The sequence below is a fragment of the Mucilaginibacter sp. 5C4 genome, assembly GCF_034345625.1.
In the GTDB taxonomy this organism is placed as follows: domain Bacteria; phylum Bacteroidota; class Bacteroidia; order Sphingobacteriales; family Sphingobacteriaceae; genus Mucilaginibacter; species Mucilaginibacter aurantiaciroseus.
The window spans coordinates 2,512,466-2,536,833 of the sequence record NZ_CP133775.1; the positions used below are offsets into that span (position 1 = coordinate 2,512,466).

The window sequence follows — 24,368 nt, forward strand, 5'->3', positions numbered from 1 at the left end:
CCAATTATAATAGAAAGATAAACCAATTATCAGTTCACCTAAATTAAAACGAATGATGACATAAATACATAAAAAAACCCTGCTCAATGGGAATTGAAACAGGGTTATTAAAATGCCGGGTTATTATTAAGTGTACGTTTCAGAGGTCGAATTCAGAGAACGCTGCACTTGAATTTCAAACACTTTAATTTATTCAAATCTATGAATATATCTCTATTTTCAAATGGAGTAGTTCGTTATGTATTAATATTAATGAAATTTACCTCGCTTGCCTGCTTCGTTGTTTGCTTAATGTGCTTTACGGCCGTTGCAAACAATTCTTATGGCCAAAAATTTTTAGAGCAACAGATAACACTTAAGCTTAAAAACTTAAAACTTACCGACGCGCTCGACAAAATTGCTGTCGATAAACAAGTAAAATTTGCTTACGCAGATAATTTACTGAAGCCGTCATTCAAGGTTGACGTAAACGTTACCAATAAAAGCATAAAGGATGTGCTTGCCGAGGTTTTAACTCCATTTAACCTCGATTACAAAATAATTGACGACGTTATTGTTATCAGCGACAGGGCAGAAACTCCTACATACCCAGGCCAATCTATAGCACCTGCAAAACAAGCTGTAAAAATTACCGGTAAGGTATTGGATGATACCAACCAGCCTTTGCCGGGTGTAAGCGTAAAGCTTAAAGGCACCACCACAGGTACAGTTACCGATGTTAACGGTAACTTTGTATTAGACCTGCCAAACGCCGATGGTACTTTGGTATTTAGCTTTATTGGTTTTACACCAAAAGAAGTACCGCTTAACGGACAAACTTCTGTCGGTAACATTCAGTTAGTAGCTTCGCAAAGCTCGCTTACCGAGGTTGTGGTTGTAGGTTACGGCACTCAAAAACGCGTAAACGTAATTGGCGCGATAGACCAGATCGGTACAAAAGATATCGAAGGCAAGCCGTCTGTTAACTTAACCCAGGCTTTACAGGGTGCATCACCAAACTTAATTATCCAGCAAACCAGTAACGAGCCGGGCGCTTACCAAACCGTTAACATACGTGGTGTTAGCACATTTGGTAACAACAACCCGCTTACCGTTATTGATGGTATAACCGGTGGCGACCTTAACCTGCTTAATCCGCAGGATATCGAAAGCATCTCTATCTTGAAAGATGCGGGTAGCGCGGCTATTTATGGTTCGCGGGCTGCTAACGGTGTAATTTTGGTTACCACTAAAAAAGGTAAAAAGAACACCGGCGCTGTGCTTACCTATAACGGCCAGGGCGGTGTACAGGTTCCTCACGTAGGTTACAAGCCGGTACATTCTTACGAGAACGCTATTTTACGTAACGAGGCAGTTGTAAACGCGGGTTTAACCCCTATTTACAGCCCGGCACAAATTCGTGATTTTCAACAACAGGGAGATCAGCAATGGTTTTTGGATGCTATTTTGCAAAACGCGGTACAGCAAAACCATAACCTAAGCTTATCAGGCGGTAGCGCTACTTCAACATATTTGGTTTCGGCCGGTGTGATGGATCAGCGCAGTAACCTGGTTGGGCCGGATTATGGCTTAAGGCGTTACAATTACCGTATGAACTTAAGCAGCGATTTTGGCCGCTTAAAATTAACCAGCATATTGGCTTATACCCGTACCGAAATAAAAGAACACTCTTATAACACAGGTACGCTTATAGTTGATGCAGGCAGGACGCCAACCTACTACAAAATAAAAGACGACCAGGGCAACTACTTAACCAATGATGTATTAGCCGAGTTTAACCCGCTTGGGATCCTTGAAAAAGGTGGTTTCCGGAAGCGCGATAACGATAATATTTTTGGAAACTTAACCGCCGAGTTAGGCATCACCAAAGACTTGAAAATTAAAGGTGTGTTTGGTGGTACATTGTTATCAAACCACATGTTTGGCCGTGTTATACAGGTTAACTACTTACCAAAGGGTAGTTATGGGTCTGACAGGAACACTACTGATGAGAACCAGAAAAACCTGTTCATCAACTCACAGTTCCTGGCACAATACACCAAAACAATTGCCAAAAACCATAATATTGATGTGTTGATTGGTGTGGCAAACGAGTCGACCACTAACGATGCGAATTACCTTCGCCTTAAGTTTACCGACCCTGAGTTAGGTACGCCTATCACCGGTACAATTATCGAAACCTCATCAACAAATACAAATAACAACAAAAGCGAAAGCAGCCTTAACTCGGTATTTGGCCGTGCATCATATAGCTTTAAAAACAAGTATTATGGCGAGTTCGATTTCAGAGTGGATGCTTCATCTAAATTCGCAAAAAACTATCGCAACGCATTCTTCCCGTCGGGAACCATTGGTTACCGTTTAACCGAGGAAGACTTTATGAAGAGCTACCGAGATAAGTTTGGTGATGTAAAGATCCGTGCTTCGTACGGTATTTTGGGTAACCAAAACGTAGGCGACTATCAGTTCCTGAATACCTTTGGTGTATCTACAGATAGCTTCTACGCGTTTAACAACCTTGCGCAAAGCACCGCGACAATTGGTTTTGCTAACCCGGATATCCGTTGGGAACGCGCATCAACCTTTAACGTAGGTTTCGACGCGACATTCTTCAATAACAAGCTAACCCTATCTGCCGATTACTTTAACAAAATTACCCGCGACATTTTATTACCGCCGGTAGTACCCGGTACATTTGGCGCAGGCCTGCCAGATTATAACGCGGGCGAAGTACAAAACCGTGGTTGGGAGTTAAACATCAACTACCGTTTAAGAACAGGCGCGTTCAACCACAGCTTTGCTTTCAACGTAGGCGATACTAAAAACAAGGTATTAAAATTGGAAGGTGGCGACCAGTTAAGGACTTATGATGAGATGCAGCTTTTAAATAAAGTTGGCTTGCCAATAGGTTCGTACATTGCCCTGAAACGCGATGGTTACTTCCAAAACCTTGATGATGTAAATAAAGGGCCTAAACCAGCCGGCCTTAACGTACAACCCGGCGATAACCGCTATGTTGACGTAAACGGCGATGGCGTTATTGATGATAACGATAAATTCGTTTTCGGCAGTGGTTTCCCTCGTTTAACATTTGGTTTTACCTACAACGTTGCAGTTAAAAATTTCGACTTAAGCCTTTTTTTACAGGGCGTAGGTAAACGCGATATGTTTGTTAGGGGCGAGCAGGTTGAACCTTTCCACGTAAACTACTCGCAGGTTATTTACCAGCACCAGTTAGATTACTGGACACCGCAAAACCCTGATGCCCGTTTCCCTCGCCTTGCAGCAAGCGGAAGCCAGTCTAACGAGAATAACTTCCGTCGTGGTTCTGATATGTACATTTTCGACGGTAAATACCTGAGGGTTAAAAACGTACAAATAGGTTATACTTTGCCACAAGGCGTTTCTAAAAAGATAGGGATGAAAAAAGTAAGGACTTACCTAACCGGCCAAAACATCCTTACGTTCTCGGCCATGAAGTTCATCGATCCTGAATCGACCGAGCTTGGCGGTAACGTTACAGCAGGTGGCGCAAACAGCGGCAGGTCATATCCGCTACCTGTTTATTATGGTTTTGGTATTGATATCTCCCTTTAATTCTACACAGACATGAAAAAAATTAATATCAATAAAATAGGCTTGGCATTAATGCTGGTAACAGCCTTATCTGCCTGTAAAAAGCTGGATCTGGCGCCTGAGAACAGGTTTACAGATGCCAATTACTGGACTACTACCGATAAAGCAAACAACGTTTTAAATACTGCTTATTCGCAGATCTCTAACAGTGGCTACTTCTTTTCGATGGAGGCAATGTCTGACAATGCTTACAATGGCCGCGGCGATAATAACGGTGTTGCTTCATTGGCAGCAGGTACTTATGATGCATCACTGGGCCGTTTAAAAGGCGAGTGGGGCGATCATTACCGCGGCATTAAAACCTGTAACATCTTTTTAGAAAACGTTGACAGGGTAATATCGATAGACCCCACACTTAAAGCACGTATGAAAGCCGAAGCAAGGTTTATCCGCGCATGGCATTATTACTTGCTGGAAACCTGGTGGGGCGATGTGCCTTTGATAAAGAAAGATATCACTATCGAAGAATCCAAAACCATTGCACGCGCACCAAAGGCCCAAGTAGTTACTTTTATATTAAAAGAACTTGATGAGGCTGCAGCCGATCTGCCAACAAACACATCATTAGCAGCCGCAGACAAAGGCCGTGTAACCAAAGGTGCCGCTGTTGCATTAAAAGCAAGGGTTTTACTTTACGATAGCCGCTGGGCCGAAGTTGTTACCGAATGTGAAAAGCTAATTGGCAACACCGCGAATGGTAGCTATGCTTTGTTTAATTCGTATGAGGGTTTATTCTTACCACAAAACGAGTATAACAGCGAAGTGATATTCGACTTGCAATACGCGCCGGTAGCGGCCGGTAACAGGTTCTATACCGATTTTAGGGACATGGCGCCAATATCTGTAGGCGGCAGGCTTAATGCCTTTGCACCAACACAGGAACTGGTTGACAGCTACCTGATGGCAAACGGTAAAAAAATAAACGCGGCAGGTTCCGGTTATGACGAGAACAACCCATACGTTGGTCGCGATCCCCGTTTTACCAATACAGTGGTTTACCACCAGTACCAATGGAAAAACCAGGCAGGTGTAACAAGCACTATTTACACCAAACCGGGTAGTGATCCTAATCCGGACCCAACCAAACGTTTTGACGAATATGCACCGGGTGCAACATCATCGCCAACAGGTTATTACACACGCAAATACTTCGACCCAACATCAAACACTGCCGATTTTGGTTCGGGCTTAAACCTGATCCTGATCCGTTATGCCGATGTACTGTTAATGTACGCCGAGGCTAAAAACGAGTTAAGCCAGATGGATGCGACAACGTGGGATAAAACGATCAAGGCTATCCGTTCACGTGCGGGCTTTACTGCTGCAGAAGCATTAAACTTCCCTGCAAGCGACCAAGCTTCGTTACGTACTGCCATTCGTGATGAGCGCCGTGTGGAGTTAGCAATGGAAGGCTTGCGCATATTTGATATCCGCCGCTGGAAAATCGCCGAGACCGTATTGAAAGGCTGGGCGCACGGTGCCAAATTTGGCGCTCCGGGTGTAGATAATGGATACATCCGTGCCAACCTGCGCACGTTTGATGCAAGCAAAAACTACCTGTGGCCGGTACCAAGGGATGAGCGTGCGGTTGACCCCAACCTTACTCAAAACCCGGGCTGGAACTAAAATTATTTATAGAAAAAATTATAATCAATTAAGATCATGAAAAATATTTTTTATAGCCTGCTTGCAGGTATAGTAGCCCTGGTTGTGATAACCGGCTGCAAAAAAGACAAAACACTTGCTAATGCAAACGTATCACCGGTAACAAACTTGTTTTTACCTGAGGATGGGAAATTTGTAAAAATTGCCACCGGTGCATCAGGCTCGGTAGCATTTGAATGGGAGCAAGCCCGTGCAGAAGATAATGGTGTAGTTTTATATGAGGTTGCGTTTGATAAAGAGGGTGGCGATTTTTCAAAGCCCCTTTATTCGATACCTTCTGACGGTAACGGTTTGTATAACAAGCTAACTCTAAACTTTAGCGACTTAAACAAAATTGCTGCCCTTGGTGGTGTAAAACAAAAAGAGTCTGGTAAATTTATCTGGACAGTAATGTCTTCAAGAGGTATTAATTTGCAAAAAACCGATGTTAAACGTGTAATCGAGATACAGCGCCCAGATGGTTTCGAGAGCCCTAATGCGGCTTACCTTACGGGTACCGCTACAGAAGGTGGCGATGACCTGAGCAAAGCTTTGAAGATGAAAAAAACAACAGATGGCAAGTTTGAGATATATACATCATTAAAAGCAGGCGAGTACCGTATTGTAGACGGCACAAGCGGTACAATTAATACATTTTCGTATGACGGCTCAAAACTTGTTGAAGGTGGCCAAACAACTGTTACCGGCAATAAAAAAATAATGAGGATACAAGTTGGTTTTACTGATGCATTGGTTACCACAACAGAGGTTACATCGGTAGGCCTGTGGTTCTCTGCTGATAATAAGATCTGGTTCGACCTGCCTTACACCAGTAATGGCACATGGGAATCGGGCGTTCAGCCTATCGTGTTCCACCAGGAAACATGGGGCCGTGATGAGCGTTATAAATTCAGGTTCACCTTTAAAAATGCTGATGGATCATCAACCACACAGTTTTACGGCAGTGCAAACTCTGATAATAATGCTGCAACATCAGCTACCGCCGCATCATATTTTTATATGTTGCCGGTAAACAATTCTCAGTACGATTTTGCCTTTAAGTTTAATCACGATTTTGATAATAAATCGGCAAATATTAGAGTAATGTTTAACGCTACCGTGCCAGCTTACACACATAGTGTAACAACTAACTAATACCTTATTTAATTGGATGGTAAAGCCGTTTCGGCGGCTTTGCCATCTTTAAATCATTAAACTTTAGTTTATGAACAGCATAACCGAAACTATAAAAAGAGTGGCACTGGCGGGGCTTATCCCTGTTATGCTTACTTCCTGCTTGAAGAATAACCCTTTCCCACTGTATGGCAATAAAGCATCGGCTGTAATTAATTACAGCTATGCGGCAACTGCCGATACGCTGCAGGAAAAAACTTATACTACTTTCCTGTCATCAAACGGAAACTACTTTATAAACAATAACGCCGGTAACACAACTTATAATTACTGGCCGCAAGCGCACACCATGGATGTATTTATTGATGGCTACCTGCGTACCAAAAACGACATATATAAACAACGCATCAAATCGTTGCTTAATGGTACAAAAATAGCCAACGGTAATAAATTGCAAAACGATTATTACGATGATATGGAATGGTTGGCATTATCAACCCTGCGTGCCTACGAAGCTACTAACGATGCCGATTACTTTGCAGCAGCTAATACTTTGTGGACAGATATTAAAACCGGCGTAAACAGCAGCCAGGGTGGTGGTATAGCATGGCGCAAATCGCAGTTAGATTACAAGAACACACCTGCAAACGCACCGGCTATTATTTTTGCCGCTCGCTTGTATCGCCTGCAAAAAAATGCTGCCGACCTTGCTTTGGCTAAAGAACTTTATACCTGGTTAAAAGGCAAATTGGTTGATCCGGTTAGCGGTATTGTTTGGGACGGCATCAACGGCGATCATGACGGACAGATTAGCAAAAACAAATTTACTTATAACCAGGGTGTATTTATTGGTGCCGCGCTCGAACTTTATAATGTAACCGGCGACGGTACTTACCTGAGCGATGCCATACGTACGGCCAATGCCACCATTAAAGACCTTGATATATCACCGGGCGGCTTGCTAAAAAGCGAAGGCCAGGGCGATGGTGGTTTGTTTAAAGGAATTTTGGTTAGGTACTTAACCTTATTGACACTTAAAGAAGACGTATCATCTACGGATCGCGAAGCATACGCCAAATTTTTAAAATACAATGCCGAAACCTTGTTTGCAAAAGGTATCAGCAGGCCCGAATTTACGGTTAGTCCGGATTGGAAAACCAAGCCCTCGGGTACAACAGATCTAACCACGCAAATAAGCGGGGTGACGACGATGGAGGCCGCAGCCATTTTAAAAGCAGCCGGCAAATTTTAAGCACTGAGAATTGGGTCTTCCGGGTTATATTTGGCCCGGAAGATTTTTTTTATTTACCTATTTTAAAACATGAAGAGAAGGCAATTTATTGGCAGCACCAGTGTATTAGGTGCGGGCGTATTGATGAGTAAATTTTCGTTTGCGGGCGTAAAACCTGCATTCCCTGTTGTAAGGGTACCTGTATCGGCACGTAAATTCAAAAATGCGTCAATAGAAAAAGCGATAGCGGAGTTTAAATCGAAAGTTAAAAACCCTGAACTGGGTTGGCTTTTCGAGAACTGTTTCCCAAACACGCTTGATACCACCGTTACCTATAAAGTAGTTAACAACAAACCCGATACCTACGTAATTACCGGCGATATTGATGCCATGTGGCTGCGCGATAGCAGCGCGCAGGTTTGGCCATATATTGCCTTCATAAATAAAGATGCCGAACTAAAAAAACTGGTTGCAGGCGTTATTAACCGCCAGGTTGTTTGTATTCTGCGTGATCCATACGCCAACGCTTTTTACGACGACCCTAAAAAAGTGGGAGAGTGGAAAGACGACGTTACAGATATGAAACCCGGTCTGCACGAACGTAAATGGGAAATAGATTCGCTTTGTTACCCGGTGCGTTTGGCTTATAAATACTGGAAACTTACCGGCGATATTTCACCATTTGATGCGCAATGGAAAACCGCCATCCAAAGTATCCTGAAAACCTTTAAAGAACAACAACGCAAGGATAACGACGGCCCGTACTCGTTCCAGCGTAAAACCGCCTGGGCTACCGACGGTGTACCGATGAACGGTTATGGTTACCCGGTTAAACCGGTTGGTTTAATTTGCTCTGCTTTCCGCCCAAGCGATGACGCTACCATTTATTCATACCTGGTTCCTTCAAACTTCTTCGCGGTTACCAGCTTAAAGCAGGCATCAGAAATGGTAAAGGCTATCTCTAAAGATGATGCCTTATCTGCCGAATTACTTGCATTGGCAAACGAGGTAGACGCAGCTTTACAAAAACATGCCATAATAGATCACCCGGGTTATGGTAAGATCTACGCTTACGAGGTTAACGGCTTTGGCAGCTACAATTTAATGGACGATGCCAACGTGCCCAGCCTTTTAGGTATGCCATACCTGGATGCTATTAAAAATACCGATCCTATCTACATTAATACCCGCAAAATGTTGTTATCACTAAACAACCCGTTCTTTTTTAAAGGAACGGCAGGCGAGGGGATAGGCGGCCCGCACGTGGGTAAGGATATGATCTGGCCAATCAGCATCATTATCCGTGCGATAACAAGTACCGATGATAACGAGATAAAAGAATGTATAGAAATACTGCGCAAAACACATGGCGGCACAGGCTTTATGCACGAATCGTTCCATAAGAATGATCCTACTAAGTTTACCCGTAAATGGTTTGCATGGGCTAATACCCTATTTGGCGAACTGCTTTGGGAAACTTATACTCAGAAGCCCCAGTTACTAAGCTAAATTGTTTTAGTTGCTTATTATCGCAACATTTTTAATAATAAAAAACATTATCTACCTATGAAAAGCACTTTGAAAATTGCCTGCCTGTTTGTGGGTGCGTTTATAAACCAATATGCGCAAGGGCAGGCTACCAAGGCCCCGGCGTATCCGTTGATCACACACAATACGTATTTCAGTATTTGGTCTAATACCGATAACCTTAACGAATCGACGACCCACCACTGGACCGGTAAAAATCAATCCTTGCTGGGTTTAATAAAAGTTGACGGCCAAACTTACAGGTTTATGGGCCAGCAGCCGGTGAGCTATAAAACCATACTCGCCGATGGTGAAACCAAACCATACAAAGTTAAATACACCGAAATAGTCCCCGCAGAAGGCTGGCAGAATACAAGTTTTGATGATAAGGCCTGGAAAACTGGCACCGCACCTTTTAGCGATGATGCATCGCAAGGCAAAACGCTTTGGAAAAGTCGCGACCTGTTTGTGCGCCGTACTTTTACATATACCAAATCAGGGCCAATCAATAAGCTGATCTTGAAATTACATCACGATGATGATGCCGAGGTATTCTTAAATGGCGAACGCATCAACATTAGCAAAGGCGCAAACGGCGACCTGTTACCTGTTGAAATAGACGATAACGTTGCAGGTAAATTAAAAGAAGGCGAGAACGTGCTGGCTATGCATTGTGTAAACACAGGCGGCGGCGCATGGCTTGACGCAGGCTTTGCAGACGAAGTTAAACCCGCCGATACCAAAGGCCTAAAAATGGCGCGCCAAACAGGCGTGCTGATCAATGCCACACAAACTATTTATTCCTTTACCTGCGGTGATGCCGACCTGAAAGTTACTTTCACCTCACCTTTGTTAATGGATAACCTTAACCTGCTTTCTCGCCCGGTTAGTTATGTAACTTATAGCGTAAAAGCAAACGATAGTAAAAGCCATAATGTACAGGTGTACTTAGGCGCATCTGCAGATCTGGCGCGTACCAAACCGAGCCAGCCGGTAACCGCTCAGAAATTAACGTCGGGTAATCTGTCGATACTAAAGGTCGGTACCAAAGAACAACCTATCCTGCAAAAGAAAGGCGATGACCTGCGGGTCGACTGGGGATACCTTTATGTAGCTGCACCTGTAGCATCCAAAGTGTCACAATACATTACTAATGATGATGATGCCGCTGGCTCTTTTATCAACAATAAAAATTCATCTACTGTTACAAGTGGCACATCTGTATTCTTAAATACCGTTATCTCTTTTGGTAAAGTGGGAAGTGCTTCGGTAGAAAAGTTTATTGAACTGGGTTATGATGATATTTACTCAGTACAATATTTTGGTAAAAATTTAAGGCCATGGTGGAACCGCAATGGCAAGAAAACCATTACAGGCGAACTTAGACAGGCCACTATCGATTACAAAACCATCATGGCTAAATGTACCGCATTTGATAACGCCATGAATGTTAAAGCATCGGCAGCCGGAGGTTTGGAGTATGCTAAGCTTTGCGCTATCGCTTACCGCCAGGCAATCGCGGCGCACATCCTTGCACTTAGCCCTAAAAATGAGATCCTTTGGTTATCGAAAGAGAACTTTAGCGGTGGCTTTATCAACACGGTTGATGTTACCTATCCATCGGCACCATTATTCTTAATTTATAATCCTAAGCTTGCCGAAGGCATGCTGAACGGCATTTTTGAATTTAGCGAAACAGGTAGGTTCAAACATCCGTTTGCCGCGCATGATCTGGGTACTTATCCTTTCGCCAACGGTCAAACGTATGGCGAGGGTATGCCGGTAGAGGAATCGGGTAATATGTTGTTGCTTACCGCTGCAATTGCTAAGGCAGAAGGCAACGCATTATTCGCCAAAAAACACTGGGCAACCCTAACCACCTGGACAAACTACCTCATCAAAGAAGGGCTTGACCCCGCTAACCAGCTTTGTACCGATGACTTTGCAGGTCACCTGGCGCGTAATACCAACTTATCTTTAAAAGCCATCAACGGTATCGCCGCATACGCGATGCTGGCCGATATGCTTGGCGACAAAGCCACTGCCCTAAAGTATCATACCATTGCAAAAGACTTTGTAGCTAAGTGGATGAAAATGGCCGATGCCGGCGACCATTACGCTTTGGTATTTGAAAAGCCCGATACCTGGAGCCAAAAGTATAACCTGGTTTGGGATAAATTATTGGGCATGAAGATCTTCCCTAAAGAGGTTTACACCAAAGAGATCAAGTACTACCTGGCCAAACAAAACGAATACGGTTTGCCTTTAGATAGCCGCAAAACCTACACAAAATCCGACTGGATAATTTGGACAGCTACCCTGGCCGATAACCCTTCAGATTTTAAGGCTTTGATAGAACCTATTTATAAATACGCTATTGAAACACCATCTCGCGTACCCATCAGCGACTGGCACGAAACCACCAACGGTAAACAGGTGGGTTTCCAGGCGCGAAGCGTTGTTGGCGGTTACTTCATGAAAATGCTGGAACAACAATGGCTAAAGAAAAAGTAAACCGACAATAACCTAAGATCCACAATAACAAAAGCCCGGCGCATAAAACATGCGGCCGGGCTTTTTAACTAAGTTACTCATGTGTTGTAGTTTTTTCATAAGTGTTATTAAAATGATTTACTACAAGTTGCGGCTTTTACAAACACGTTTTTTTGCTACATAGCGGGCAGGGATTTTTAGTTAGTAAACATGCGGAAACGCTGAGCGAAGGGTAGTGCGGGGGTTAACAAATAAAATCAATTTGTTAATTAACCTGTTAAACACTAATAAACAACAAAGCCCTCTCTTTCGAGAAGGCTTTGTACCCAAAACGGGACTATTCTCGAACCAATTTATTGAAGATTTACAAAGAATAGCTTTTTTGGGGGGCTTAATGGACACATTAACAATTACAGGTGGGACTAAAGTCGAACCATCCAAGTATTTAGTAAAATATAAAAGAAATTATTTTTTACGTCGTATAGATTACACGATAGAAGAATTTGTTTCCCCGCCGGTTCAAGCGAAACGCTTGAACCTATACACACGTCAGCGTCCTGTTGGCGTGACCAAATGATTTTCAGCGGACTTTCAGGCTTCGCGCTGCTATATCATTAGTCTTGTGTCGAACCCATATGCCCCAGACGGGTAAATACATCTATCCAGTCTACTACAGTTAGGGTGACGAAGTAAAGTTCGTCGGTTGAGGTGTTGCGTTGCATGGTAATAAATATGCAGACGTTTTTTCCGACATTGCAAAAGGGTTGTTGTAAGCGGGATGCTTGAACCGGCGGTTAACAGTCAATAATCTACTTGTACCCAGGCTGTTTATAGTGCGTTTAATTCAACAACTATTATTTCGTTTCCGTACAGGTCAAGGCAATGGAAATATTTATAATCGGGTGTATTGACAGGTGCCACATTGATGATGACATTATTGCCTTTGATCTGCTGATAAAGATCATCAAGTGAAGATGTATAGATCACCATTGCGGGCTGGCCATTGGTTTGTTTTCCAACATTGTCCCTTTGGCCCTTGCCATCCGCCATGATGAACCAAAGACCGGTAGAATTCGGATCACCCGAACCAATTTGCAGAAACCGCTGACCTACGTCTGTTGTGACATCATAAATTCTTTTGAAGCCAAAGTTCTTTTCGTAAAAGTTTGAGGCTTCCTCATAATCATTTACCAGGATGATCATTCTTCCAATGTTGTTTTTCATATTCTTAAGTTTATTTTTTAAATTATTCTTGATTTAAATAGTTCTCCGTTGCCTTTTTATTCAAAAAGTGCCAGGCTTGCAGATCGGAGGGTTTTACCCAGTCGTAACCTATCCTTTTCCAATACTCAGGGTAGCCGGCAAGCGAAATGGAGGTGATGTATTCATCGCCGCAAACTACAAAGTCGTTCCAAAATTTGAGCAGATAGCCACTATGTTGCTGATGATAGACCGCTGCTCTTTTATAATCGTCAAACCAGGCGTAGATCAATCCTACTTTGGAGGAACGGTAAAGGCAATCTTCCTGCGTCACAACCTTTTTTAGCTCAACCCAGCTTTTGAAACCGTTCTTTTGCGCGATTACCAAAAGGGCGTCCTTGAGTTTAATTCTATCGAAGTTTTGAAGAATTGATTGTGTAGTTCTTTCTGAAAAGGCAGGGACGTTTAGAAATTGTTCCGCAGCATCCTTGGATTTCGGAGAATCAGAACGCAGGTCCTTTAAAAGAAATGTACCTTGAGTTTTAAGATAGGATAATCTTACCGGCTTTAAAATGTTCATATAATTCCCTTTTTGCCAACGTCCCATATTTGGCGGAAATTATTAAGCATTCTGAAATTTTTGATTTAAGGGTGAATTTATCTTTTATGGGAACAGGCTGCCCTCACAACCTGTTGTAAAGATAGATTAATTTTTTTTAAAAAACGTAAAATTATTTTTTGACTCCCGTTTGTGATTTATACAAAGACGGTAATCAATTTCAACAAGATGAAAAAGCCTCATATCTCAAATTACTGAAAATAACAATCGTATTGGGAATTGCTGTTAAATGATGGAATAGATCAGGTAGATTATAAATTAGTTAATTCAGAAGCGGAAGAAAAAACGATTAGGCTCGAAGCCAAGCTTAGTGTTTTGCGGCAAATGGTACAGCATTCGTGGATATTGAGGAACTTGTTTACAAACCGTTGAAAACCTTCAATAACTTGACCTGTTTTATTTAAACGCAGATATTGAAGGTCAAAGGTTTATAATTGGTTCGATGTTCCCTGAAAAATGGACTTATTTTTAAACCGGACATCGAACCGGAATAGTCAATCAGGCAGCGTTACTTATTAATCAAATTAACAGCAGTTTAGAGCATAAAAAAACCCGGATCAGAACTACTAAATGTTCTATATCCGGGTTTGTACCCAGCGCCGGAGTCGAACCGGCACGGTTTCCCACAGGTGTTTGAGACCAGCGCGTCTACCAATTCCGCCAGCTGGGCATGTTCTTAAGCAAGTCTTTTGCTTAGAAGCGGGCTGCAAATGTATCTAAACTCTCTTTAATTCGCAACAGATATTTTTGCCTGTAGTAAATATTTGCAATGTGGTTTAGCCTGTCTTCTTTAGCGGTATCGTTAAGGGTTTCGTAATCGTTTGTAAGGGCGTTTAGCTCTTCTACCATATCACCCTCAATTGCAGCAACTTCCGCGCCTATCTCGCCAAACTGCTCGGCGTTCTCAATTTCCATGAGGCGTTCGTTGATGTCCATCATTTCCATCAAAAAATCTGCCGGGAGCGATGGTTTTGCGCCTTCGCTAACCAGTTCGTGTAGCTTTAAAACGTATTCGAGCACCTTGTTTGGGTCGCTTAGGGTTTGGTAAGCCTTATTATTCAGGGTAGATAACTCTAAAATTTCCTGCTGTTTCTCGTCTTCAGCGTTGGCATGAAAATCGGGATGAAACTGTTTGCTTAAAGCATAAAACTGCTTTTTTATCTGCGCGGCATCGGGTTTAAAGGATTCCGGGATGTTATAAAATTCAAAATAATTCATCGGTGCAAAACTACTAATTTTTGATGGCTGAAATTTAATTTACCTTAGCACAATAACAAAGCCGAAATACGCTTATGCCGGTATTTTACGACCAGATGAACAATGCCGTTAATTTGCCGGAAACCCCCACTCGAATTATCTCCATCGTACCCTCCCAAACAGAACTTTTGTTTGATTTGGCTTTGGACGGTCACATCGTTGGCATCACCAAATTCTGCATCCACCCGGTAGGTAAAGTTAAACACGCAACCAAAATTGGCGGCACAAAACAACTAAACTTACAAGCCATACATAAACTACAGCCCGACCTGATCATAGCCAATAAGGAAGAGAACGAAAAAAGCCAGGTAAAAGAACTGATGAAGCTTTACCCTGTTTGGATAAGCGACATACACGACCTGCACAGCGCGCTCAGCATGATCAACAAAGTGGGCGAGATAACCGGCAAGCAAACCGAAGCCTCAACCATATCTAACGACATATTTAAACGTTTCGGCTACCTGAAACCAACAAATAAGCAAACCCGTGTTGCCTATTTAATATGGCGCAAACCTTACATGGCTGCCGGGCAAGGCACATTTATAAACAGCCTGCTCAACTTATGCGGCTTTAAGAATGTGTTAGCGGCAAGCCGTTACCCGGAGGTAAGTAAAGAAGAATTAGTAGCGGCTGATCCCGAAGTGATACTGTTATCATCCGAGCCTTATCCATTCGCCCAAAAACATATTGATGAGTTTAAGAAAATGTTACCCCATGCTAAAATATTATTGGTAAATGGCGAGCTGTTTTCCTGGTACGGCAGCAGGTTATTACACTCGCCCGCGTATTTTAATAAGCTTATAGATAAATTAATTGCAATGTAATGAGGTACATAAATAAAAAAGTAAAATTGAATTTTAAAGTTTAGCATTTTACGCTATCTTTGCACTCTCTTAAAAACCAAACGCGGAAGTGGCGTAATTGGTAGCCGCACCAGACTTAGGATCTGGCGCCGCGAGGCGTGGGGGTTCGAGTCCCTTCTTCCGCACTAAGTTTAAAGCCTGATACGAAAGTGTCAGGCTTTTTTTATTACTGATGGTTCGAGTCCCTTCTTCCGCACCAAGCTTGAAATTTAGCTCTTAAATATTTAAGTGCTTTTATTTATCTTTCAATTTTAATAATTGATTATTTGAATGGAGGAATATGTAGAGGCTGCAAAATTTGCAGCTGCCGCTCTTTTGGCTAAAGGGCCACTTACAAAATTAATTGAAGTAGGGCAGGCAGCGGTTGGTACGTGGTATAAACCAAGGGCTATGCGCAATGAAGCAGATGCTAAAGCTTATGAACTCGAAACGATGGCTTATGCACAAGCGAAGGCTGACATAATCAAGAGCAACGCAGAGATTGAAATGGCTGATAGGGCACGACAGCGGCTGTATCAACAAGAAATGCAAAGACAACGAAATATTGAAAATATTCTTGATGAAACAGAAAATCAATTAAATGAAACTGTCTCTGATACTCCAGTTGATGAAGAGTGGAGAACAAGGTTTTTTAATAAAGCGCAAGATATTTCATCGAAGGATTTGCAGGCAGTTTGGGCAAAAATACTTGCTGGCGAAATAACCCAACCCGGCGGGGTCAGTTTAAGAACATTGGATGTTTTAAATAATCTCAGTAAGGAGGAGGCCCAAATCTTTGAAAAGGTATCCGATTTAGCAACATTTCATGGAGCCGTATATAAGATTTCAGAGTTTCGAAACGATTTAACAAAGTTTGGCGTCACATTTGGTGACATACAACTCCTCAGATCTGCGGGATTGATGGAAGGAAGTGATAACGCCGCTGTTAGATTTGATGAAGTTGATTTTATAAAGTTAGAAGAGTTTTACGTCGTAGATTTACACTATGGAAATCATCGGTTATTAGTTGGCAAAAAAGATGATCATCCCTTTGAACTATTAAATTTTAATTTGAACCAGTCTGGCAAGGAATTATTACGTGTTATTAGCCATAAATCAAATGAGATTTATCTCAAAGCCTTTTCTGATAGTTTAGCTACACAAGGATTTTCCACACGAATTGAAATTTTAAATCCGTAATTATTCATTGTCATTAGTTGTACCGCTTAGCTCACAATAATATTATTATATGCAACAAATAAGTTGCTATTTTACAATTATAAACGTGAACATTTGGACTGTTATAGGGGCAGAATATTATTTAGCAAACGCCCCAAAATGCCAAAGTATCCCACTTGGGTCGTGCACAAAACATTCCCTGCCCCAAGGTTCGGTTCTGATGGGGGTTATGCGTGCACCTTTGTATTTATCGGGTAGGTTTAAGGTGACAAGTTCTGTCCAAAACCTGTCCACATCATCAACTTCCATAAAAAGCATAGTGTTATCTACCCAATCTTTAACGTAGCTGTTTTGCAGGTAAAAGCTGAGTATGCCGCTTCTAAAAACGGACATGTCGGGAGATAATACCGTTTCTTCAAAACCAAGGTCGAGGTAAAAACTGCGCGAAACGTCAAAATCTTTAGCGCCTATAAACGGGCGGATGGAGATGCCTTTGTGTTCCATAATTTATTTAATGTTATTGATTTATTGAAGTTTAGTCTGGAAAACATTGTGTACCAACCGCACCGCCTTCGAAAAGCAAAACAATATTTTGCTTGTAAAAAATATTACCGCACCCATCGGTATATGCTTTTATTTGTTTAGGAGATAAGTCGTTATCGAATATAAGATATGAATATTTGCCCATACCACTTCTTGCAAAACCTACAGTTGTTATTTCGTCATTTTCAATGGAAACACATTTTGCGTTGGTAAGTAATTTCTTTATTGTTTTGAGTGTTTCTAAATTCCATTTAAGTAATGCAAGCATTTTATTAAGTTTAGGGCTATTATAAGTCAAATTCCAATCTTGGGTTACCTGTCTGTTTCCATCTTTTTGTACCTCCAGTATCATTATATCAATATCTTCCTTAGTGCTTACAATATTATTGGCAGGGTTAAACTCGATCCTAACGTTGAAATTTTTAGGGACTAATTTTGTATACTCACTTTTAAGCGTGTAAATGTTGCCGTAATTACTGTCGATATTTGCAATTAACTCTTTTTTACTACTTCTGGGCATTGATAATACAAATAGCAAAAACTCTTTATCTTTTTCACTGCCCGTGTGATATGCTTTAATAAAATCATCCTTTTTATCATTAGGTATGTTTTTTACCAATATTGTTAAAAGAGAATCTTTGTTGATCGATTTATTAAATTCTTGTGCCGATGCTTTTAGGGTGAGTAAAGCGCAAAAAAATATTATTGACTTAATTATTTTCATTAAAACTAGTTATTAAACTATCGTTATACATTCTTCTTCTATCAAAGCTTCGCCGCGGTACCTACGGATGAGTTGAGCGGTGGCTATCACATCTTTTTGGCAGTAGGTGCAAATGCGGGGAAGGTCGTCTTCCACCCAATAAACGTGGCCAACCTGGCTGCCGTCTATATCGTCTTTAGAGGTTGGGATATTAAATATTGCGGTGAGCAAACTAAGCGAGGTGTAGTTTTTATAATCGCCAAATTTCCAGAGCTCCATGGTATCCAGGTGGGGGATCTCCCAGGGTTTCTTACCCTGTATCTGCAAATGCGGCGGGAACTGTACGCCATTGATAAGCATGCGGCGGCAGATGTACGGTAGATCGAACTCCTTGCCGTTATGCGCGCAAAGGATCATACTCAGGGGCTGGCTGCTCAGCATCTTGCTGAAATCTTCCAGCAATTCTTTTTCCTCGTGCCCGGCAAATGATTTTACCCGCAGCCCGGCGCGTTTACCATTCAAAAATATCCCAACCGAGATACAGATTATCTTACCAAACTCGGCCCAGATGCCGGCACGTTCGTAAAACTCTTTGGGCGTTTCGTCCTTACGCTGGTATTGCGATTTATGCGCCCAAAGTTCCTGCAGGCTATCGGGCACCTCGTCGTAATTACTGTATTGTGGCACGGTCTCTATATCCAGCACCATCAGGTTGCCCAGGTCGTATTGTTCAAGCATAATTTAAAACATCTTCATTTAAAGCTATTTTCAAGATAAATTTCAGTTCCCTTAAGGCAGTACATTTGCAGCTGCCGTGTTTATCCCGTATCTTTGTATATCTTATCTCGCGCTGAAATTATTTAACTAAGTTATTTATTCTTATCCAGCACCTCAAAATTTATTTGCAGGGTATTGCCGTTGGCATCAACCAATGTAAGTTTATGTTTACCCGGCGATGGATTTAAAGCCATCTGGTGGTAGGCGCTGCTTTCGCCAATGTACTTATCGTCCAGGTGCCAAAAGATCTTTACACCGCTTTGTCGGTGTGCCGCGTTACAGATCAGCCTGCCACGCTTACCGTCGGCCTCCAGCGGAACGTAGATCTTAGCGCCATCTTTAGGGTAAATGAGTTCCATCGGGTTAGCCTCGGCCTGTTCGCATCCAGGCGCAAAAGGCGGCAGGGTACGGTACTGGTAGTTTTTGGTTTTATAATAGTATTCCATGGATGGTGGCAGCACAAACCAGGCCCTGTTAACGATGTTATCCGGCGAAGTGCAATTCCCCGTCACCTGGAATTTTTGATCTGCCGACAGGTGTACTAACTTATGCCACGGACAAACAGGCGCTTTCAACCCGCTTTTTGGCACCAATTGCTCAACAGCATGCTCACAGTTTGGCCCGGCGCGATAGCCGCTTTCTTTACACACGTTTATTTTCACCATTTCGCCGGTAGGAACATCAAACCATTCGCGGGCGGAAGGCAACAGGCGGAAGATATCAAACAGCACAGGCGCAGCCGTATGGATGCCCGTTAAGCCTGGCCTGCCTTCACCATCGGTATTGCCCACCCAAACACCAACCACATATTTTGGGGTGATGCCGATAGCCCAACCGTCCCTAAAGCCGAAGCTGGTACCCGTTTTCCACGCGATACGCTGGGTGGAGCTGAACTGCTGCCAAAGCATTTCTTCGCCGGGGCGCATCACTTCTTCCATTGCCTGCAGAGTGTAAAATATAGAGCCTGCATCAAGTAATCCGTTTTTTTCAGCCGTTGGTTTTTCCTTCGGCGATAAGGCATACACAGGGGCATGGTAATCTTCAGGATCGTAATTAGCTGTTTTGTTATAATGATTAAGAACCCTTGCCATATCCGCATAAGCGCCCGTAAGTTCCCAAAGGGTATTTTCGCCACCACCTAAAATCAGCGATAAGCCATAATGGTCGGCAGGTTGTTTTAGGGTTGTGATGCCTATCTTTTTTAGCTTATCATAAAAGCGCTCGTACTTGTACTGCTGCAGCATTTTTACCGCGGGCACATTCAGCGAGCGGGAGAGTGCATTTGAGGCAGGCACCGCGCCATCATACCCCAGGTCGAAATTCTCGGGGTGATAACCTGCTATTTGTGTAGGCACATCGGGGATCAAACTATTGGGCAGTATCAAACCATCGTGCAGCATGCTGGCATAAAGCAAAGGCTTCAGCGTACTACCCGGGCTGCGGGGCGCGTTTACTACATCAACATCGCTTTCCATTTCGGGGTCTTCGCGGTGCGCGATGTTGCCGGCGTAAGCGAGGGTGGCACCGGTTTCCACATCCAAAACTACGGCAGCAATGTTGTTAATTTCGTTGGCTTTTAACACCTGATGGTGCTTTTCCAGGATATCCGTAACCTGCCCTTGTAAATTGCTTTTCAAGGTCGTTTTTAGGCGGGTAAAAGGCGTTTTATGGTCGTGGAAATCCGCCTTAAAACGCTGCAATAAATGGGGTGCCATTTGGGGTAGCGGCATAGGTTTTTCGGGCACGGGCTCAAATTTGGCGAGGGCCGCAGTGGTGCTATCTATGGTGCCCCGGTGGTAAAGTTTATCCAGTAATTGGTTGCGCTTCTTTAACAGGATCTGCCTGTTTTTACCGGGATGTACTAATGATGGTGAATTGGGCAATACCGCTAATGCTGCCATTTCTCCCCATGAAAGTTTATCCGGCCCGCGGCCAAAGTATCGCCACGATGCAGCATCCAGCCCAATAACATTACTACCAAAAGGGGCATTGCTGGCATACAGGGCCATTATTTCGCTTTTACTGTAGGTGACTTCCAGTCGCAGAGCCATAAATATCTCACCAAGTTTATTCCATACGGTGCGGTTGTGATGGGTGCTCAAGCGAATCACTTGCATTGTGAGCGTACTGCCGCCACTGGTTACCCGTTTGGCTTTAATGTTTTGTTTAATGGCGCGGCCAAATGCCAGTGGGTCAAACCCCCCGTGGCTGTTAAAGCGCTTGTCCTCAAAGGCAATGATGCACTTGCTGAATTTTTCGGGCACATCCCCATTATAGGGGAAACGCCATTGCCCGTCGGTTGCTATGGATGCGCCTAAAAGCTGGCCTGCATCATCATCAATAACAAAAGAGGTTGGGCTGCTGAATAGTTGCCTGGGTAAACAAAGTGCAAACCACAGCACTAAAGCGAATAAAATAGCCATTAATATCATTACTTTTGGCTTTTTGAGGCTTTGCTTTATTCGCGATAGCATTAATTTGGCATTTTATAATCCATGATGAAAATAGGTAAATTATCAATAATTATCCCGGCTTATAACGAGGGCGGCACCATTCACCTCATTTTGAACAAGATAAAAGCTGTAGAGCTGATTGATGACATCCAAAAAGAGATTATTATTGTGGATGATTGCTCTACCGATAATACCGAACAAGCCGTTGCAGCATACCAGGCAGAACATCCCGACCTGCCAATAAAATACTTTAAGCATCAGTTTAACAGAGGTAAAGGTGCTGCATTGCATACCGGCATAGCGCAGGCTACAGGTGAATATACCATTATCCAGGATGCCGATTTGGAGTATGACCCATCAGAATATAACGACTTATTAAAACCCATTTGTAATGGCTTTGCAGATGTAGTTTATGGCTCTCGTTTTATGGGCAGCAACCCACACCGCATATTGTTTTTTTGGCATACCATAGGTAACCGATGGTTAACTTTCTTATCAAATATGATGAGCAACCTTAACCTGACGGATATGGAAACGTGCTATAAGTTGTTCGATACCAAGCTGATACAATCTATTAAATTAGAAGAACAACGTTTTGGCTTTGAGCCGGAACTTACGATCAAGATCTCCCGCATCCCACGCATCCGTATTTACGAGGTAGGCATTTCGTACTACGGCCGTACCTATGAGGATGGTAAAAAAATAGGTTGGAAGGATGGCGTGCGCGCCATTTACTGCATTATTAAGTATGGCCTGTTTAAATCATAATAGGTGTGGATATATTCAGGTTTAAACAATTTGATGTAGACCAAACCGGTTGCGCCATGAAGGTGAATACCGATGGCGTTTTGCTTGGCGCACTGGCCGAAGCTGATAACCCACAAAGCATTGTTGATATTGGTACAGGTACAGGTGTAATTGCCCTGATGCTTGCTCAGCGTTATGTAATAGCCAAAATAGATGCAGTAGATATTGACAAAGATACCGCTGAAATGGCCGGTGGGAATTTTAAGAACTCGCAATTCAGCAACAGGCTTACCGCCCATTTAAATTCGTTCGAAGACTTTTTTGATAGCCATAAAGGGAATACGTATGACCTTATTGTGTCCAACCCGCCCTTCTTTTTAGATTCGTTAACCTCGGCAAATGATAAGAAGAATTTGGCAAGGCATACGGATGGGGCTTTTTTTGAAAGGTTGCTAAAGTATGTTGCCGAATTTCTTACAGATTACGGGACTTGCCAGTTCATAATACCCTTGCCGACCGCTACGCTGATAAAGGGATTATTGCCGATATATCAGCTACGTCTGCAAAAAATTATTGCTATCAAATCCTTCGCTCATTCCGATCCGCATAGAGAGATTATTACTTTTGGTAAAGAACAAAAGGAAGTTTTGAAGAAAGAATTATTTATTTATGATGAGCCAAAAGTTTATGCCGAAGGATATCAATCGCTTTTAAAAGATTTTTTAACGATATTTTAGGTAAATACCAAATTGGACATTCGAAATCCGAAATTAACATGCGTCGCATAGGCCTAATATCTGATACCCACGGTTACCTCGACGATGCCGTTTTTAAACATTTTGAAAATTGCGACGAGATCTGGCATGCCGGGGATTTTGGAGATATCGAACTGGCCGACAAGCTCGCGGCCTTTAAACCGTTAAAGGGGGTGTACGGAAATATCGACGGCAAAGACATCCGACAGGTATACCCCGAGCACCTGCGTTTTATGTGCGAAAAGGTGGATGTTTGGATGACCCACATAGGCGGCTATCCAGACCGGTACGCTCCGGATGTTAAGCGTGAGATATACACTAAGCCTCCGGGGTTGTTCATTAGCGGGCACTCGCATATTTTAAAAGTTATTTTTGATAAAAAGATAAATTGCCTGCATATAAACCCCGGAGCCGCGGGGAAACAGGGCTGGCATAAGGTGCAAACATTAGTAAGATTTTCTATAACTGACGAAAAAATTCATACCTTAGACGTTATTGAATTGCATAAATAATATGTAATTTATACACTAAGCCATATGAAAGCAGTTAAAACTTTAGGACAATTTATTATAGAAAAGCAGGCCGATTTCCCATATGCCAAAGGGGAGCTATCAAGGCTTTTGCGCGACATAGGCATAGCTGCCAAAATTGTTAACCGCGAGGTGAACAAAGCCGGCCTTGCTGATATTTTAGGCGATGCCGGTACCATCAACATCCAGGGTGAAGGTCAAAAGAAACTGGATGTTTATGCCAACGAGCAATTCATCTCCGCTCTTAAATATGGCGGCGAGTGCTGCATGGTTGCCTCCGAAGAAAACGACGAATGCATCCATATCGAATCCGAGATTTCTAAGGATGCAAAATACGTTGTAGCTATCGACCCTTTGGATGGTTCATCGAATATTGATGTAAACGTGGGGGTGGGGACAATTTTTTCTATTTATCGACGTATCTCTGCCCAGGGCAAAGCCGAATTAAGCGATGTGTTGCAACGTGGTACTGAGCAGGTTGCTGCGGGGTATGTGATCTATGGTTCGTCGACCATGTTAGTTTACACAACAGGCAAGGGTGTTAATGGCTTTACGCTTGATCCATCAATTGGCGAGTTTTGCCTATCGCATCCAAGTATGCGCATCCCCGATGATGGTATTATTTATTCTATAAACGAGGGTTATTATTCGCACTTCCCCGATGGGGTGAAGAAGTATATCAAATATTGCCAGGTAGAGGATGCCAAAACCAACAGGCCTTATACCTCACGCTATATTGGTTCAATGGTGGCCGACCTGCACCGTAATATAATAAAAGGTGGTGTATTCATTTATCCGCTTACTGCGGCCGCGCCCAATGGCAAACTGCGTTTGGTTTACGAATGCAACCCAATGGCGTTTATTATTGAACAGGCAGGTGGTAAAGCCAGCAACGGCTATAGCCGGATCTTGGAATTAGAAGTTAACGAACTGCACCAGCGCTCGGCGATATTTATTGGTTCAAAAAATATGGTGGCAAAGGCCGAAGAAATGATGGCCTGCTTTTCACCGCAACTTACCAAAAAAAGTTTTGAGGGAGAGGTTTGTTTGCAGTAGTGGTGAATAATTGATTAGTTGAGCTATCATTAAAGAACCACT

The 24,368-nt window shown here is 42.8% G+C and carries 20 protein-coding genes and 2 tRNA genes; 14 read left to right on the forward strand and 8 right to left on the reverse strand.

The genetic code is table 11. From position 1 onward, the window contains the following. Positions 1-252: 252 nt before the first annotated feature. From RHM67_RS11805 to RHM67_RS11835, 7 genes are all read left to right on the forward strand, one after another. Complete coding sequence (locus RHM67_RS11805) at positions 253-3,597, forward strand: TonB-dependent receptor (protein ID WP_322226937.1); 3,345 nt, start codon at positions 253-255, stop codon at positions 3,595-3,597. Positions 3,598-3,609: 12 nt separating this feature from the next. Next, positions 3,610-5,262 (forward strand): RagB/SusD family nutrient uptake outer membrane protein, encoded by a 1,653-nt coding sequence (locus tag RHM67_RS11810; RefSeq protein ID WP_322226939.1) that lies wholly within the window; start codon positions 3,610-3,612, stop codon positions 5,260-5,262. A gap of 36 nt (positions 5,263-5,298) precedes the next feature. Further along, positions 5,299-6,435, forward strand: coding sequence for a SusE domain-containing protein (locus RHM67_RS11815; protein WP_322226940.1), 1,137 nt, complete (start codon positions 5,299-5,301; stop codon positions 6,433-6,435). A 70-nt stretch (positions 6,436-6,505) separates the two neighbouring features. Further along, on the forward strand, positions 6,506-7,666 hold the full coding sequence (locus RHM67_RS11820; RefSeq protein ID WP_322226941.1) for a glycoside hydrolase family 76 protein: 1,161 nt from the start codon (positions 6,506-6,508) through the stop codon (positions 7,664-7,666). Positions 7,667-7,735: 69 nt separating this feature from the next. Continuing rightward, positions 7,736-9,154 (forward strand): glycoside hydrolase family 125 protein, encoded by a 1,419-nt coding sequence (locus RHM67_RS11825; protein ID WP_322226942.1) that lies wholly within the window; start codon positions 7,736-7,738, stop codon positions 9,152-9,154. Between the two features lie 57 nt (positions 9,155-9,211). After that, entirely contained in the window at positions 9,212-11,686 is a 2,475-nt protein-coding gene (locus RHM67_RS11830) for a glutaminase family protein (protein WP_322226943.1), read from the forward strand. Positions 11,687-11,927: 241 nt separating this feature from the next. Next, the gene (locus RHM67_RS11835; protein WP_322226944.1) at positions 11,928-12,242 is read left to right on the forward strand and encodes a hypothetical protein; all 315 of its coding nucleotides are present in this window, start codon (positions 11,928-11,930) and stop codon (positions 12,240-12,242) included. 251 nt (positions 12,243-12,493) lie between these two features. Here RHM67_RS11835 and RHM67_RS11840 read toward each other — a convergent pair whose 3' ends face one another. The 4 genes from RHM67_RS11840 to hscB form a co-directional block, all read right to left on the reverse strand. Beyond that, positions 12,494-12,889, reverse strand: coding sequence for a VOC family protein (locus tag RHM67_RS11840; protein WP_322226945.1), 396 nt, complete (start codon positions 12,887-12,889; stop codon positions 12,494-12,496). Between the two features lie 22 nt (positions 12,890-12,911). After that, complete coding sequence (locus tag RHM67_RS11845) at positions 12,912-13,445, reverse strand: hypothetical protein (RefSeq protein ID WP_322226946.1); 534 nt, start codon at positions 13,443-13,445, stop codon at positions 12,912-12,914. A 629-nt stretch (positions 13,446-14,074) separates the two neighbouring features. Beyond that, positions 14,075-14,154, reverse strand: a tRNA-Leu gene (locus tag RHM67_RS11850). Positions 14,155-14,177: 23 nt separating this feature from the next. Then, complete coding sequence (gene hscB / locus RHM67_RS11855) at positions 14,178-14,702, reverse strand: Fe-S protein assembly co-chaperone HscB (RefSeq protein ID WP_322226947.1); 525 nt, start codon at positions 14,700-14,702, stop codon at positions 14,178-14,180. Positions 14,703-14,776: 74 nt separating this feature from the next. Here hscB and RHM67_RS11860 point away from each other — a divergent pair, with 74 nt between their 5' ends. The 3 genes from RHM67_RS11860 to RHM67_RS11870 all read left to right on the forward strand — a co-directional run bounded on the left by RHM67_RS11860 (position 14,777) and on the right by RHM67_RS11870 (position 16,783). Further along, positions 14,777-15,565, forward strand: coding sequence for a helical backbone metal receptor (locus RHM67_RS11860; protein WP_322226948.1), 789 nt, complete (start codon positions 14,777-14,779; stop codon positions 15,563-15,565). An 82-nt stretch (positions 15,566-15,647) separates the two neighbouring features. After that, a tRNA-Leu gene (locus RHM67_RS11865) sits at positions 15,648-15,729 on the forward strand. Between the two features lie 145 nt (positions 15,730-15,874). After that, positions 15,875-16,783 (forward strand): DUF2806 domain-containing protein, encoded by a 909-nt coding sequence (locus RHM67_RS11870; RefSeq protein WP_322226949.1) that lies wholly within the window; start codon positions 15,875-15,877, stop codon positions 16,781-16,783. A 117-nt stretch (positions 16,784-16,900) separates the two neighbouring features. On the opposite strand, the gene RHM67_RS11875 is transcribed toward RHM67_RS11870, so the two are convergent. From RHM67_RS11875 to pbpC, 4 genes are all read right to left on the reverse strand, one after another. Beyond that, on the reverse strand, positions 16,901-17,266 hold the full coding sequence (locus RHM67_RS11875; protein ID WP_322226950.1) for a glyoxalase: 366 nt from the start codon (positions 17,264-17,266) through the stop codon (positions 16,901-16,903). 31 nt (positions 17,267-17,297) lie between these two features. Beyond that, positions 17,298-18,029, reverse strand: a complete 732-nt coding sequence (locus tag RHM67_RS11880) for a hypothetical protein (RefSeq protein ID WP_322226951.1) — start codon at positions 18,027-18,029, stop codon at positions 17,298-17,300. Positions 18,030-18,041: 12 nt separating this feature from the next. After that, complete coding sequence (locus tag RHM67_RS11885; protein WP_322226953.1) at positions 18,042-18,746, reverse strand: 3'-5' exonuclease; 705 nt, start codon at positions 18,744-18,746, stop codon at positions 18,042-18,044. A gap of 131 nt (positions 18,747-18,877) precedes the next feature. After that, entirely contained in the window at positions 18,878-21,259 is a 2,382-nt protein-coding gene (gene pbpC, locus RHM67_RS11890; protein ID WP_322226954.1) for a penicillin-binding protein 1C, read from the reverse strand. 21 nt (positions 21,260-21,280) lie between these two features. On the opposite strand from pbpC, the gene RHM67_RS11895 reads away from it, so the two are divergent. Genes RHM67_RS11895 through fbp form a run of 4 tightly spaced genes read left to right on the forward strand, consistent with a single transcriptional unit; the run spans position 21,281 to position 24,326 of the window. Beyond that, the gene (locus tag RHM67_RS11895; protein WP_322226955.1) at positions 21,281-22,006 is read left to right on the forward strand and encodes a glycosyltransferase family 2 protein; all 726 of its coding nucleotides are present in this window, start codon (positions 21,281-21,283) and stop codon (positions 22,004-22,006) included. 5 nt (positions 22,007-22,011) lie between these two features. After that, the gene (locus tag RHM67_RS11900) at positions 22,012-22,722 is read left to right on the forward strand and encodes a tRNA1(Val) (adenine(37)-N6)-methyltransferase (protein ID WP_322226956.1); all 711 of its coding nucleotides are present in this window, start codon (positions 22,012-22,014) and stop codon (positions 22,720-22,722) included. Positions 22,723-22,760: 38 nt separating this feature from the next. Beyond that, on the forward strand, positions 22,761-23,252 hold the full coding sequence (locus tag RHM67_RS11905; protein ID WP_322226957.1) for a metallophosphoesterase family protein: 492 nt from the start codon (positions 22,761-22,763) through the stop codon (positions 23,250-23,252). 24 nt (positions 23,253-23,276) lie between these two features. Continuing rightward, on the forward strand, positions 23,277-24,326 hold the full coding sequence (gene fbp, locus RHM67_RS11910) for a class 1 fructose-bisphosphatase (RefSeq protein WP_322226959.1): 1,050 nt from the start codon (positions 23,277-23,279) through the stop codon (positions 24,324-24,326). Positions 24,327-24,368 lie beyond the last annotated feature (42 nt).